Below are 13,351 nucleotides of genomic sequence, written 5' to 3' on the forward strand. Positions count from 1 at the left end.
GGACACCGGGACCCCGGACGGCCAGCCTGTCACGGACCGGCCCCGCATGGTGGTGCGCTGTGTGAGGCTCTGTGAAGATGCGGGGGCGGCCGCGCACCTGATGAACCGTCGCCCCATGGCGCAGTGCGATAGTAAATGCCTGCTCGGCCGTTGCGGCCCTTCGAGCACACAGAGCATGACAAAACGGGAGACCTGGGGACCATGGCAAAGCGTCGGGACGAGCTCGCCGCCTATACGTTCGCTCGCAAGCGCACCGTCGCGGCGTTCCTGGCACCATCGCCGGGAGGTTCGGACGAAGGCGCACCGCGCCCCATGCAGACGGTGATGCCCAGCCTGGCGATGGGCGTCGTACTGGTCGTGGGATTCATCGCGTGGGGCGTGATCAAGCCGTCGGCGCCGCCCGGCTGGGACACGCCCGGCGAGTACATCATCGTCGACAGCGACTCCACGACGCGCTACGTCGTCCTCGACGACAAGGGGGCGAACGGCAAGGCGACTCCGACGCTGCACCCCGTCCTCAACTACGCCTCCGCCAAGCTGCTCCTCGACAAGGACAAGGGCAGCGTCCTGGAGGTGCCCGGCAAGGAGATCGACAAGAGCGGCATCCCGCACGGCGCGACCCTCGGCATCCCCTACGCCCCCGACCGGCTGCCCGCCAAGGAGGACGCGGAGAAGGCGAAGACCTGGGCGGTGTGCGAACGGCCGGCCGCCGGCTCGGAAGACGCCATCGACCGTGCCGTCTTCGTCCTCGACGCGGGCGACGCGAAGTCACTGGCGAACTCCGGGAAGGTGGACGCCGACGAGGCCCTGTACGTCGTCGACTCCAAGACCAAACAGGAGTACCTGGTCGACGGAAAGGGCAACGCCTTCCTGCTGGGCGGCCCCTCGGCACTGAACAACACCACCATGGAGCAGCTGCGCGCCGCCGTCATAGGCACCACGGCCCGGCCGCAGCCGGTGAGCGAGCAGTGGCTGCACACCCTCAACGAGGGCGGGCTCATCAGCTTCCCGGACGTTCCGTCGGCGGGTCAGCCGACCTCGGTCAAGGGCCTGCCCCAGGACGCGGGGAAGGTGGGCCGGGTGCTCAAGGCGCAGGACGCGCAGGGCACGCAGTACTACGTCGTCCTCCGTGACCACGTCGCCACCATCACGCCCTTCGTGGCGAACCTGCTCAAGAGCTCGCCCTCCGCCAAGCTGGCGTACGGGACCGACGCGATCACCGACATCAAGGTCGCCACCCCGGACATCATCGCCGCCAACGGCGGCCAGGCGGAGGCCTTCTACGGGGACAAGGGCTGGCCCCAGACCGTTCCGCGGCAGGCCAACCCGGCGGCCACGGCGACCGAGCCGGCCCGCACCACCTCGTGCAGCGTCTACGACGGCACCATCGGCGCGGACAGGAAGCCGCAGCTGGCCGCCTGGGCCGGAACGGCGTACCCCGAGAAGGTCGTCGCCGACTCGCTGAGCGCCTATGTCTCCTCCGGCTCGGGCCTGCTCTTCCAGGAGGTCACCGGGGCGGCAGGGGGCGGCGGTGCCACATACCTGCTGACCGACACGGGCCTGCGCTACTCGCTCCCGTCGAACAACGACAGCTCGGCCACCGCGTCGTCCGCCTCCTCGTCCGCCTCCTCATCCGCTTCCGCTTCCTCGTCCTCGTCATCGTCCTCGACGGACGGTGCGAGCGAGACGGACAAGGCACGCACCCGGCTGGGCTACGAGAAGGTCTCCAACCCCGCGGTGGTGCCGCAGTCTTGGGCGACGTTCATCCCCAAGGGCCCGACTCTGGACACCGGTAGCGCGGCACAGCCGCAGGCCCAGTAGCCGCCAACGGGCCTGCAAGGGACTCGCGTTGACCCGATCGATCACGAAATCATCGCTCAGGTGTGTGAGCCGTGTAACTGATTGGTCTTGCCTGTGACTGTGTCACAGGCGGACGATAGAGTGTTTGCAGCACTCAAGGCTGCGAAGCCTTTTCCGGGTGCCTGGTGCAGGTTTCCCGGATCAACAACGACATGGGGGAAGGTTCACATGGCCGGCCAGTTCCGGGTAACAGAGGACGAGCTGACCAAGCTCTCCGGCGACATCAACACCGCGAACGGTCAGATCCAGGGCGAGATCCGCCGTCTGAACGGCGTCATCGACCAGATCGCGGGCGGCTGGCAGGGCCAGGCGGCCCAGTCCTACCGCCAGTTGCAGGAGCGCTGGAACGCGGACGCGAAGAGGATGAGCGACATCCTCAACGACATCAAGGAAGCCGTGGACTCCACGCGGAGCAACTACTCCGCTTCGGAAGAGCAGCAGAACTCCGAGATCAGCAAGATCATGTCCGACTTCGGCTGATCCAGCCGCGTAGGACAGCAGTTCTCACCTCTTTCCACCGTTTTCCTTCGACTCTTCCTGAAAGGGAACAGCGATGTCGATTCTCGTTAATTACGCAACCATCACCAACGCGTCCACGGACGTGCGCTCGACCGCGGGCCGCATCAAGCAGCAGCTCGACGACCTCGAGGCCGCGGTCAAGCGCGTCGCCAGCACCTGGGAAGGTGAGGCGCAGGAGGGCTACCAGCGCAAGCAGCGTGAGTGGGACCAGACCGCCGCGGACCTGCACGCCACCCTGCTGAAGATCTCCGCTGCGCTCCAGAGCGCGGCCGAGAACTACCAGGCGACGGAGAAGAGCAACGCCTCGACCTGGGGCTGAGCCGTCGGCGGCCCGAGGGACACGACATGAGGACAATCGGCCCAGCCGACGCCACGGCGTCCGCTGGGCCGACCCCGTCTCAAGGGTCGCGCACAGTAAGAGCCGTGAATCTTCACAAAGTCGGCACTGTTCCATCGATGCCGACGCATCTCCACACACACCGACATGACCCGGCTTCGAAGGAAGCAGGCAAGCCCTGGGGGCCTGAACATGGGGGGCACGACAGCCCGTTCGCGTAGGCGCGACAGCGAAACCCGCACACTGCGGCGGGCCTTCGGCGTGCTCGCAGCCACAGGAATCTGCCTCGCCTCGGCCCCGTCGGCAGGGGCCGCCCCGGCGACACCCACCCACCTCGCCGCCGGCGACTCCGCTTCCGACGACGACCCGGGCTCCGGCGCCTCGTCGACCGCCGAGTGCGTCTTCGGCGGCAACGTCATCAAGTCCACGCCCTGGTCCCTCCAGCGGATCCTCCTGGACCAGCTGCACGGACAGGCGACGGGCAAGGGTGTCACGGTCGCGGTGATCGACACCGGCGTCGACGACTCCAACGCGCAGCTGAGGACCGCCATGGCCCCCGGCGGCGGAGACTTCGTCGGCTCCACGGACGGCACCCAGGACGTCGAGGGCCATGGCACCCGGGTCGCGGGCATCATCGCCGCCCGCCCGCTCAAGGGCACCGGCTTCGAGGGCATCGCACCGGAAGCCAGGATCCTCTCCTTCCGCTACACGGGCGCGCAGGAGAAGCAGGGCAACTCGCAGACCATGTCCCGGGCGATCAGCGCCGCGGTGGCCAAGGGTGTGAAGATCATCAACATTTCCTCGGACACCGCCGACAAGCAGGACAACACACAGCTGCGCAACACGGTCGAGGCCGCCGTACGGGCGGGTGTCCTGATCGTGGCGGCGGCCGGCAACGACGGAGCCGACGGCCAGTCCGCGAACACCTACCCCGCCTCGTATCCGGGCGTCCTGGCGGTGGCGGCCTCCGACCGCAACGACGAACGCGCCTTCTTCTCACAGGCGGGCGAGTTCGTGGACGTCGCGGCACCGGGCGTCGGCATGGTCTCGACCGTCCCGAAGGGCGGCCAGTGCACGGCCGACGGTACGAGCTTCGCAGCCCCGTACGTCGCGGGCGTCGCGGCCCTGCTGAAGGAGAAGCACCCGAACTGGACGGCGGCCCAGATCGCCACCCGCATCGAGCAGTCCGCCCAACGCCCGGGCCGCGGCCCCAACCGCTACACCGGCTGGGGCGTGGTCGACCCGGTCGCGGCCCTGTCGGACGACTCCACGCCGGCCACCACCCCCCAACCGGACCCGCCCGCGGCGGCCCGCTCGGGAGGAGCCGTCCCGATGGCCGTCACGATGGGAGAGAGCGAAACGGACCGAGAACGCAGGATCGCCGTGTACGTCCTGGGCGTGACCCTGCTCCTGGTCCTGGTAACCGCGGGAAGCGGCATCGCCGTACGAGACTGGCGCACAAAACGAGCCGCCCGGGCCGGCCTGTCGAGCTAGACAAGACTTGGATTTGGAAACAGGGGAGAGGACAACGGGGTATGAGCAACGGAATGCGGGTCGATCTGAGCGCACTGGATGAGGTCATCCGCAAGCTCTGGGCGTTGCTGGACGACATGGACAAGGCGGGACAGACTTCGCGGTACAACACGGAGATCCCGATGGACGCGTTCGGGAATACTTGTACGTTCCTGGAGGCGGGGGATCTGCACTCTGCCCACCAGGACGCGAAGAGTCAGCTTGAGGGTGCGATTCAGGGACTTCACGGCCTGATCGACAAGTTCAGCACGAGCACCTCCAAGGTGAAGGACAAGTACACCGAGCAGGAGTACGCGAACAAGCAGCAAATGGGTGGTAAATCCGGGGGATCGAACGGTAGTTGGGGCGAGTAAGCCGATCGAGAATCACCTACAGAGGGGAAGCGTTCAAAATGTCCGGTGACAAACCGCTGCCGAAGCCAGTCATTGAGCAAGAGACCTGCATCGCGGGACGCCCTAAGACCAAGACTCAGTTCATCGACTACTCACTCAAAGAGCTCAAGCAGATGCTTGACGGCACCAACCCGGGGGCGATCGAGGAGGTCGGCCAACACTGGGGCAAGGTCAACGAGATTCTTGCCGGTGGTGACGGGGGTGGGATCGCCGGTTTGCTCGACAAGGCGGTCGACAACGTTCTGCAGCACTGGGAGGGTGACGCAGCCGGGAGTTTCGAGAAGAAGGCTCGCGAAATCGTACAGAGCATCCGAAATACGGCCTGGCACGCGGATCTCAACAGTTCCCAGATGGCCGATGCCGGCCACCAGTTGCGTACGTACAAAGAGCAACTGGACGCCGTCAAGGAACCCAGTACGATGGACAAGATCGGCGACGCTCTGAGTGACTGGCAGTGGGACGACGGCCAAACGGTGGCCAAGGATCTCCACGCAGGCAAGATGACTACCGCTCAGATCGCAAAGGCCGATGAAGGCAAGATTGGCGCTAGTCGAGAAGCCCAGCTCAACGGTGTTGCCGTCATGGAAAATCTGGGTGCTCAGTACGCACGCATCACGCGGAACCTGCAACAGAACCCGGTAAATAGCTCCGGCGATGGCAACATCAAGGAACCCAACCGCCAGGTGGAGTACCCGCCGCCGGTCACCCCGGGCGTCGTGGCTCCGTCCCGACCCAACAGTCCGGGATCTGGTAGCAAGCCGTGGAGCGCAGGCCCGACCACCAGCATCAAGCCAGCTCCAACCGTCCCCGAAGGCCGGGGCATTCCGGGAGTTCCCACGGTTCCCCGAGATCCTGGCATCAAGGGGGGCTCGCAACTCCCGACCGTTGGTACCAAGGTGGACGGTATCTCCCCGCTTCCGACTCCCGGTTCCGGCCCTGGAACCGGTGGATTCGGCGGCGGCAGCGGCGGTGGCGGCCTCGGCGCAGGTGGAGTTCAGTCCCCGGATATCGTAGGTCCCGGCGGCGGGTCGAACCTCGGACGCAGCGGGATCGGCTTCGGCGGTGGACGCAGCGGTCTGACCGGTGGCGGCGCGGCAGCAGGTCGTGGTGTCGGCGGCCGGGCTGGTATGGGCGGCATGGGCGCCGGCGGAGCTGGTGCCGGTGGCCGAGGCGGTGCTGGCCTCGGCGGTCGTGGAGCCCTCGCGAGGGCTCGTGGGGGTGTGGTCGGCGCGGCAAAGGGAGTATCGGGCAAGGGCGGTGGCGGCGCCGGCCTCCACGGCAGCCGCGGTGGATCCCAGCGAGGCGCCATGGCAGGCGGGGCGGGCGGCCGGAACGGCCGACGGTCCGAGGAAGAGAACACCCCGAACGAGCGTCCCGACTACCTGGTCGAAGACGAAGAGACCTGGATCTCGGAAGAAGACCGCAACCAGAACGTACCGCGGACGATCGAGTAGGTACATGGGCGAGTCGCACACAAGGAGCGTGCGGCTCGCCTGTAGTACTGGCGAAACCAGTCGTAGTTGAGTGAGGAGCAAGGAAGTGGGTTTCAAGCGAGTCTGGTCTACGACGGGAGTCGTGGCGTTGACGGGAGCTTTGCTCCTCACTACGGCTTCAACTGCCTCAGCGGACTACGTTAGAGATCAGCAATGGGTCTTGAATGTTTTCGCCGCAAATAAGGTTTGGGCACAATCTCAGGGCGACGGTGTGACCGTTGCCGTCGTCGATTCTGGAGTGGATGGCGGACACCCTGATCTGGCTGGGCAAGTCCTTCCAGGTAAAGACTTTACCGGCGGCGGGAATGCCCAAAAGGACCTGGTTGGGCACGGAACAAAGATGGCGAGCATTATTGCTGGCCACGGTCACGGCGCTGGCAATACCTCTGGTGTGATTGGGATTGCGCCGAAAGCCAAGATCCTACCTTTGCGTACTCTTCAGACTAGGACCGACAGGAATCTCGATGAAACCTGGGGCGCTGGAGTTCGATATGCAGTGGATCAAGGTGCGAAGGTCATTAATCTGTCCTTTTCTAACGATGGGGGCAAGACGCTAAGCGCTGGTCGTGAGGCGATCGCTTATGCGGAGGCGCATGATGTTGTAGTGGTCGCATCCACAGGAAATGACGGGGCTGCCGTAAATGAGCCAGCTGCGCTGCCGGGCGTTGTGGCAGTCGGCGCTGTGGATAAGGATGCGAACCTTTGGGGGGACTCGAACACTGGAAAGCAGGTAGTGCTTACTGCTCCTGGTGTCGAAATCGTTGGTGCAAATCCGACTAAATCCAATGGGTATGGTGTGGGCACCGGGACTTCGGAGGCTACAGCTTTTGTATCTGGTGCCGCCGCCCTGGTCCGCGCAAAATACCCCGACCTCACCGCCGGCCAAGTCATCAACCGTCTGATCAAGTCGGCCACCTTCGCGAATCACAAGGGTTTGAAGGCGCCCGACGAACAATACGGCTACGGGATCGTTCGGCCGTATTCGGCACTCACGATGAACATCCCCGCCGGCCCTAAGGGAAATCCTCTCGGCCAGCTCGATGCGTCCGGCTCCACTTCCACCGACGGATCCAAGGGGACTGGCGCTTCGACCCAGGCCGAAAAGAAGAGTTCCTCTTCCGGCGCCGCCCTCATCGTCGTTGGCGGCGTTGTAGCCGTCGTGATCATCGGTGCGATCGCCTTCGTGGTAATGCGAAACCGCCGTAACGGCGGCAACGGCGATCCCGGCTCCGGCGGTGGCATCTCCCCTCAGGGCTCGGGCTACCCGAACGCCCAGCAGCCTTATCCCAATGCGGCTCCCAACCAGGGTTACCCCGCTCCTCCGGGACAGTTCCCGCAGCAGCCCAACCCCTATACCCAGCAGCCCCCGCGCCAAGGGCAGTAGGGATTCGCGATTTCGCGGGGCCCGACTACGGGTTCGTCTACCTCGACAAGGCCGCGCGGCGGTCACTCCCCGGCATACTCGGAAGCAATTACACCGACGCCGGTCAATCCGGGAATGCGAAGGGATTTTCCTCAGTGGGTGCCATCGTCCTTGCCGTCGGTATCGGAGTCGTGATCTCCGCCATCGTCGTCTTCGCAATAATCCGTAGTCGCCGCAACTCCAGGACCAGTCCCGTCAACCCTGGGGTAGGAACCTACCCCCCTCATATGGGTTATGCTCCGCCACAGCCGGCCTACCCACCTGCTCAGCAGCCGTACCACTCCACTCCCTATCAGGGGTACCCCACCCCTCCGGGAACGCCCCCGCAGTATCCCAACCCCTACCTACAACAACCCCCGCACCAGGGCCAGTAGGCCGATTTCGCCCCTCCCCCAGACAGAGCTGAGCGCTCTAGGCTCTGAGAGGTTCAGGTGGGGTCAGATCAGTCATGAGAGACCTCATCAGCCGCGTGCCGCAGCACGCACCACCAAAATTAGGACAGTAAATGGCTGACGACGGTATCCCATATTACGAGCCTGAGGCGATAAGGACTCTTGCCCGCAAAATTGAGCTGTATGCATACGATTTAAGGGCGCATCTGAAAGAATTCAAGGGGAAAACAGGGGAAGAGTCGATTACAGACGGATTCGGTGTTCTCACGGAGTCGGAGGAAGTCACATCCGCCTATGTTGCGTACTCCGCGGACGTCGCCAGTGCCATGAAGGCCGTGCATGAGCATGTGGACAAGATCGCCGACGCTTTGCGGAAAGTGAACAGAGACACCGAAGTCACTGATGACAACCTCGCAGTCCTCTTCGGGAAGCAAGCGGATGGTGACCGGTGAGCGGCGGCGAGTCCGCGGCCGAGGAGATCATCGAACTCGGCATCGAAGTCATCAATCCCGGTGGGCGCCCAGAAGAGTTGGAAGCCGCGGCCAGGGCGTGGCGTAAGTTGCAGTCTGACGTCGAGGGCCTCGTCTGGAGCCTGGACGGGGAAGTCAAGAGGACTGTCGGGCACACGTGGCGTGGTGAGGCAGCGAACGCTTTTCAGGCTCACTGGGAGGAGTTCGCCGATGCCGTGTTGGACGCCACAAAGGATTTCGACGAAGCCGCCAAAGGCCTCGAGGACGCCGCCAAGGGCATTCGCGAGGTCAACGATGAGATCCACGAAATCTACATGGAGATCGGGATCTCCATCGGGGTCTCGGTAGGCATGTCGTTCCTGACGATGGGTGTCTCGGCCGCGGCTGGTACAGCGCGGGTGACCATGCTGGTCACGCGGGCCCTCGACGCCGCTGCGCGGATGGGCAGGCTCCTCCGCTTTATCGGGACCACATTCCAGAGGCTCTGCGGCATGGGAAAGACGGCGAGACTCCTCACTGAGGGAGCCCTCAACTGGGCGGGTGGCACCGCGGGCGGCATGATTACCAGCCAGCTGAGTGGTAAAGGCTGGGAACTCGAGACCAACATGATCGGGGGCTTGACCGGAGCGACCGTCGGTACTGCCGCGGGTGAAGCCGTGACTTCGCTGGGCGGTAGGGAGATTGTCAGTGGCATGGTCGGTGGTGCTGCTGGAGGAGTCTCGGGAGACTATCTGGACTCCCTGCGCAAAGGCGAGGACTTCGACATCAGGCAAGAGGCCGTCACCGCCGTCACTGGAGGCGCAGCCGGCGGACTCGGCAGCGGCGCAAGGGTGGTCGACAGGGGCTTCGATGACGTGGCTCGAGGCCTGAAGAACGACAATGACTTCGCCTACAGCGGGGACCGGCCGGAGCACCAGCAGGTCGGAACCGACATCGCCTTTGGTTCCGCCGCTCCAGTAGCGGGAGGCGTCTCCGCGAACACCGCGAAGGATGGGTTCGCCGGTGCGGACAAGAGTGCGGAACAAGCTCAGAAGGCCGCTCGGAGGGGCGTCGAGGGTGAGCACAGGTCGGCAACGGACCGGATTCGCGAGGACTTCGGGTGACGGCGCAGGCGGAAGGCACTCGCAGGCCTCTTAGGGCTTCATCCAGAGTCGGCGCGTGGTGTGGTGGCCTGGGGCTGATGGCGGCGACGCCCGTGCTGTGGCTGTGGCTGTTCGGAACGGCCCCGGACCTGCGGCAGAGTCTGGTTCTGGTGTCTCTCGGCGGAGCGCTGGTCTGCGTCGTGGTGATCGCGCTTCAGCACCGGTCGTCAGGGGGCCGGAGGCCGTTTGGAGAAGTCGCTGCGGCGCTGTGTGCTGAATCTGCCGACGAGGCACACGGCTCGACCCGGGAGCTGACCTCGGTACCACTGAACATTCCTTCGAGGCGAGGCCAGCAGCTTCGAAGCCTTGCCTGGGGAATCGGGATTTCCGCCGTGCTCGTGGGAGTCGTCGCCTTGGCTGCGGGGGCTCCGCAGAGGCCGGAGCTGGTGCAACGTATCTATTCGGCCGGAGGCGAGTTCGGAGTCGCACGAGCGGAGAAGGTCAGCGACGTCCGGCAAAAGTCCTCCAGTGGCAAGGACCCATATACCGCGACAGTGGTCGTCCGACTGCCTGTCAGAGCCGGCGACGAGCCGGTGTCGACAACGGTCAAGCCGACGACATATGAGCCGGTGCGTCCCGGTGACCCCGTGAAGGTGCTGTATTCGCCAGCACAGCCGCGGCTTGGAGCGGTGGCCGGGGACCAGCGCAGCCTTGGCTGGAAGCTGCGTGGGGAGACGATGCCGACCTACATGCGGTGGTTCTTTGTCGTCGCGCTGATGCTCGGGTGGTTCCTGGCCGTCAACCATCTGTCGGCGAAACACGGTTTTCGGGCGTTTTCGCGACTGAGCGAGAGAGACAAGGCCATTCGGGGCAGCTACGCGCGAACTGGGGGAGATTTCGGTACAGAAGGTCAGAAGCAGCCGCTCAAGGGAAAGTATCTGGAGATCCGCACGGATGCCGGATGGGCGCGCTTCTACACAGCTGCCAGCGAGAACGGCCTGCCAGAGGCGATGACGGGTCAGTCGTTGTGGCTCTGCTGGGACGCGCATCGGGGCGCGCGAGGGTCACGGATTTCTCCAAGCACAACGCCTGCGGCGATGGTGTTCGACACCGGCTTGGTGGTGCAGGGAATGATGAGCGTTGACCAGGCACGGTCGTTGAACGGCAGTGCGGTCTCTGTGGAGAAGCTGGGTTCTGCTGTGCAGGAGGATCGACCGCTCCGGCTGTTCGATCCGCGTTCTTACTGGCCTCTCTACATCGATCCGCTGGCGTTTCAGGCCTACGTCGTTGTCATTGCCTGCGCTGTCCTGCTGACGTTCGATGTGCCGACCGGATGGCGCTGGGCAGCGGGGATCGTTGGGTTCCTGGCGGCCTGCGGGGCCGCTGGTGCCGTCGTGAGCGAGGGGCGTACCACGCAGCGGGCTGCAGCGTAGCCGGTGATCGGGGTGCACCGGGCGGCCGACCGTGCAAAGCAAACTGGAGTCGGGCCTGCCCGACGTCGCGCGCAGGGTGACGCGCCAGGCATGGTCGGCGGCTCGCCGCTAGCAACGGAGTGCTGCCTACTTACCCCTTCCAGGCTTACGCGAGCCACGCTCAGAGACGGCTCAGGGGGTCGTCTCCGGTCGTATGGGGTTGCGTGAGGCGGCCAACGTGGCAGCCCACACCGCGTTGGGCGCGGCCATGTCCACGGCCGTCAACGGGTTCTCGGCGGCGGACGGGTTCCCTCCGGTGAGCGGTGGCTATGACCACCAGGCGGTGTAGCGGAGAAGGCGGGTCCGGACCATGGAGTTCTTCGGCGGCGGATACGGGCTCGAGCGCTTCCTCACGCGTTGCTTCTGTCTGGGCCTCGGATCGGTGCTGGTCTGCTGGTGTGCCGTGGTCTTCCTCGTCAAGGAAGAGGGCTGGCACTTCAGTTTTCTCGTCTGTGTTGTTCTCCCGCCGGTCGTCGCTTACCTGGCGGTCCGGGGCAGACGGGAGATGCATGCGGGGATGGCGGCCTCTGCGGCCGTGCTCGCCCTCGTCACATTGCCGTTGACGTTTGTGCTGGCGTCCCTGGAGAGCTCGTAACGGGGCAAGCTCGTCGTACGGCTGGAATGCCGTGGTGAGCACGTCGGCCCGGCGCTCCTCGTTTCCCTCGAGAGGCGCCGGGCCGCTCCTCATGCGAAGAACAGCACCAGCAGGCTGATGGCGAAGCCGATCACGCCTGCTGCGGTCAGGACGTAGATGGTGCGGAGCAGGCCTTGGCTTGCTGCCTGGCCGGCGCGGTGGACGTCGGAGGGGCCGCCGAAGGCGAAGCCGGTGGCGGTGAAGAAGAGGCCGATGGCGAGGGGGATCAGGGCGGCGAACCACCATGCGCAGCCGACGGCGATGGCGCCGACCCAGCCGTGGTCCTGCTGGTAAGAGGTGTCGCCGGACTTGCGGGCCTCGATGATGTGGCCGCGCGGGTAGAGGGCGTCGCTCTTGAGTTCGGCGTTGAGGTCATTGGCGCTGCCGTCGGCGGCGGTGAAGGTGCCGTAGCACCACCTGGTCTTGGTTCGCTTCCGTGAGCTGCTCGACGTGCTCGAGCGGTACTTGAAGTCGACAGTGCACGTCTGGACGGTGAGCTTGCCCGCTGTGGAGGTGGCGTAGCGATACGGGCCGAGGAAGGCGCCGAGGGCCAGGAGTACGAGGCTTACGAGGATCAGGCCCGCGCCGATGAGTCGGCCGAGGCCTGTACGTTCTTCCGGTCTGGCGGCGTTCGTCGCGGTGTTCCCGCGTATTTGTGTCATTGAGGGTTCCTCGGAATGGAATGCGGGCATCACAGGACGAGTGCGCAGACGAACGTGGCCAGAATGCCCAGGGCGAAAATGCCGCCCAGGAGGGGGCCGATGACGATGGGGGACGGCAGGCGCTGCCAGGAGGCCGTCAAACCGGGGCCGTTGCGGGTACCGAAACCGGTGAGGAGGCAGTAGATGCCGAATGCCGCCAAGGAGAGACAGAGCGCGAGAATCCCCGCGTCGCGTCCGGGGGCCCGGTCCTGCGGCTGCTCGAAGGTATTGTCCACGTGCATCACGGGGATTTCAGTCCCGGATTCAAGGCGTGATGAAGTGTTCACCACTACGTCTTGGTAGGTGGTTCCGCCGTGTTGTGCGGTCCAGCTCCCGGTGCAGCTGAATTTGAGTTCCCTGGTGCGCCTGTGTGTGCCGTAGTGGGTCTTCGGGTGTGTTTCGCATGAAGAAACCGTGAGGGTTCCGTCGGTGCCCTCGCTGGCGAGTTCGCTGCGCAGTTCCAGAATGGTCACCGCGGCGACTACCGCTGCTACGAGAAGCAGTCCCAATCCGAGGAGTCTTCCCGCCCACAGGCTCCCTGTGCTGCCGTACCGCGGCTGTGTCGTGACCACTGTCGGTCGTCCCCCTGGGTAACTTGACGATCTGTTGACCAGCTGATTCGCTGGGTCGTGCGGTGGAGTCTAAGGTATCCGTCTGTTGTTCTATGTGAACTGTGACAAGTGAACTACGGGGGAGAGTAATGGCGTTCGGGACATTCGACGTGGACACTGGTGTGCTCCGCACACAAGGGGGGAACTTCGTCGATCTCGGGGGTGATTTCTCGAATGCCTCCAAGCGGCTTGAGGACACCCTCGAAGGGCTTGGAAAGCCGTGGGAGGACGCGGACTTCGGGGAAGTCTTCGGCCAGGTCTACACGCCGATTCGCGACGGAATCCTGACATCGATGGGCAGCCTCGCGAAACGGCTCCAGCAGATCGGGCACAACCTGCAGGACATGGCGCATGGCTACGACGGGGCTGACGCGTCCAACAATGTTCTGCTGAACGGGATTTCTCACCAACTGTAATTAAAAGACGGGGCTA

General features: G+C 64.8%; 14 protein-coding genes. 12 read left to right on the forward strand and 2 right to left on the reverse strand.

Annotated elements, in window-relative coordinates; all coding sequences use genetic code 11:
- Positions 1–201 precede the first annotated feature (201 nt).
- The 11 genes from eccB (at position 202) to ACFYX0_RS32490 (ending at position 11,568) form a co-directional block, all read left to right on the forward strand.
- Positions 202–1,821, forward strand: a complete 1,620-nt coding sequence (gene eccB / locus ACFYX0_RS32440) for a type VII secretion protein EccB (RefSeq protein WP_388975603.1) — start codon at positions 202–204, stop codon at positions 1,819–1,821.
- A 207-nt stretch (positions 1,822–2,028) separates the two neighbouring features.
- Positions 2,029–2,340, forward strand: a complete 312-nt coding sequence (locus ACFYX0_RS32445) for a WXG100 family type VII secretion target (RefSeq protein ID WP_311697200.1) — start codon at positions 2,029–2,031, stop codon at positions 2,338–2,340.
- Positions 2,341–2,413: 73 nt separating this feature from the next.
- Positions 2,414–2,698 (forward strand): WXG100 family type VII secretion target, encoded by a 285-nt coding sequence (locus ACFYX0_RS32450; RefSeq protein ID WP_355921014.1) that lies wholly within the window; start codon positions 2,414–2,416, stop codon positions 2,696–2,698.
- A gap of 279 nt (positions 2,699–2,977) precedes the next feature.
- Positions 2,978–4,210, forward strand: a complete 1,233-nt coding sequence (gene mycP, locus ACFYX0_RS32455; RefSeq protein WP_388975605.1) for a type VII secretion-associated serine protease mycosin — start codon at positions 2,978–2,980, stop codon at positions 4,208–4,210.
- A gap of 41 nt (positions 4,211–4,251) precedes the next feature.
- On the forward strand, positions 4,252–4,602 hold the full coding sequence (locus ACFYX0_RS32460) for a hypothetical protein (RefSeq protein WP_388975608.1): 351 nt from the start codon (positions 4,252–4,254) through the stop codon (positions 4,600–4,602).
- 38 nt (positions 4,603–4,640) lie between these two features.
- Positions 4,641–6,095 carry a hypothetical protein gene (locus ACFYX0_RS32465; RefSeq protein ID WP_388975611.1) on the forward strand — a complete coding sequence of 485 codons (1,455 nt, stop codon included), beginning with the start codon at positions 4,641–4,643 and terminating at the stop codon, positions 6,093–6,095.
- A 121-nt stretch (positions 6,096–6,216) separates the two neighbouring features.
- On the forward strand, positions 6,217–7,518 hold the full coding sequence (gene mycP, locus ACFYX0_RS32470) for a type VII secretion-associated serine protease mycosin (protein WP_388975614.1): 1,302 nt from the start codon (positions 6,217–6,219) through the stop codon (positions 7,516–7,518).
- Between the two features lie 544 nt (positions 7,519–8,062).
- A complete protein-coding gene (locus tag ACFYX0_RS32475; RefSeq protein ID WP_388975616.1) occupies positions 8,063–8,401 on the forward strand; it encodes a hypothetical protein in 339 nt (112 codons plus the stop codon).
- Positions 8,398–9,522, forward strand: a complete 1,125-nt coding sequence (locus ACFYX0_RS32480; protein ID WP_388975619.1) for a WXG100 family type VII secretion target — start codon at positions 8,398–8,400, stop codon at positions 9,520–9,522. Before ACFYX0_RS32475 ends, ACFYX0_RS32480 begins: the two co-directional genes overlap by 4 nt.
- Positions 9,523–9,599: 77 nt before the next feature.
- On the forward strand, positions 9,600–10,934 hold the full coding sequence (locus ACFYX0_RS32485; RefSeq protein ID WP_388975622.1) for a hypothetical protein: 1,335 nt from the start codon (positions 9,600–9,602) through the stop codon (positions 10,932–10,934).
- A gap of 349 nt (positions 10,935–11,283) precedes the next feature.
- A complete protein-coding gene (locus ACFYX0_RS32490; protein ID WP_388975625.1) occupies positions 11,284–11,568 on the forward strand; it encodes a hypothetical protein in 285 nt (94 codons plus the stop codon).
- Between the two features lie 89 nt (positions 11,569–11,657).
- On the opposite strand, the gene ACFYX0_RS32495 is transcribed toward ACFYX0_RS32490, so the two are convergent.
- Positions 11,658–12,269, reverse strand: a complete 612-nt coding sequence (locus ACFYX0_RS32495) for a hypothetical protein (RefSeq protein WP_388975627.1) — start codon at positions 12,267–12,269, stop codon at positions 11,658–11,660.
- A 29-nt stretch (positions 12,270–12,298) separates the two neighbouring features.
- A complete protein-coding gene (locus ACFYX0_RS32500) occupies positions 12,299–12,781 on the reverse strand; it encodes a hypothetical protein (RefSeq protein ID WP_388975630.1) in 483 nt (160 codons plus the stop codon).
- A 227-nt stretch (positions 12,782–13,008) separates the two neighbouring features.
- Here ACFYX0_RS32500 and ACFYX0_RS32505 point away from each other — a divergent pair, with 227 nt between their 5' ends.
- Positions 13,009–13,335 (forward strand): WXG100 family type VII secretion target, encoded by a 327-nt coding sequence (locus ACFYX0_RS32505; RefSeq protein WP_388975633.1) that lies wholly within the window; start codon positions 13,009–13,011, stop codon positions 13,333–13,335.
- The last annotated feature ends 16 nt before the right edge of the window (positions 13,336–13,351 follow it).

Origin of the sequence: Streptomyces sp. NPDC002573 (assembly GCF_042889625.1) — a bacterium.
Classification (GTDB): domain Bacteria; phylum Actinomycetota; class Actinomycetes; order Streptomycetales; family Streptomycetaceae; genus Streptomyces; species Streptomyces gibsoniae.

Bases quoted from the DNA above. Each gene is read 5' to 3' on its own strand.
- eccB (WP_388975603.1), top strand. From the start codon at position 202: ATGGCAAAGCGTCGGGACGAGCTCGCCGCCTATACGTTCGCTCGCAAG.
- ACFYX0_RS32505 (WP_388975633.1), top strand. From the start codon at position 13,009: ATGGCGTTCGGGACATTCGACGTGGACACTGGTGTGCTCCGCACACAA.
- ACFYX0_RS32490 (WP_388975625.1), top strand. From the start codon at position 11,284: ATGGAGTTCTTCGGCGGCGGATACGGGCTCGAGCGCTTCCTCACGCGT.
- ACFYX0_RS32475 (WP_388975616.1), top strand. From the start codon at position 8,063: ATGGCTGACGACGGTATCCCATATTACGAGCCTGAGGCGATAAGGACT.
- ACFYX0_RS32460 (WP_388975608.1), top strand. From the start codon at position 4,252: ATGAGCAACGGAATGCGGGTCGATCTGAGCGCACTGGATGAGGTCATC.
- ACFYX0_RS32450 (WP_355921014.1), top strand. From the start codon at position 2,414: ATGTCGATTCTCGTTAATTACGCAACCATCACCAACGCGTCCACGGAC.
- ACFYX0_RS32445 (WP_311697200.1), top strand. From the start codon at position 2,029: ATGGCCGGCCAGTTCCGGGTAACAGAGGACGAGCTGACCAAGCTCTCC.
- ACFYX0_RS32495 (WP_388975627.1), bottom strand. From the start codon at position 12,269: ATGACACAAATACGCGGGAACACCGCGACGAACGCCGCCAGACCGGAA.
- ACFYX0_RS32465 (WP_388975611.1), top strand. From the start codon at position 4,641: ATGTCCGGTGACAAACCGCTGCCGAAGCCAGTCATTGAGCAAGAGACC.
- ACFYX0_RS32485 (WP_388975622.1), top strand. From the start codon at position 9,600: ATGGCGGCGACGCCCGTGCTGTGGCTGTGGCTGTTCGGAACGGCCCCG.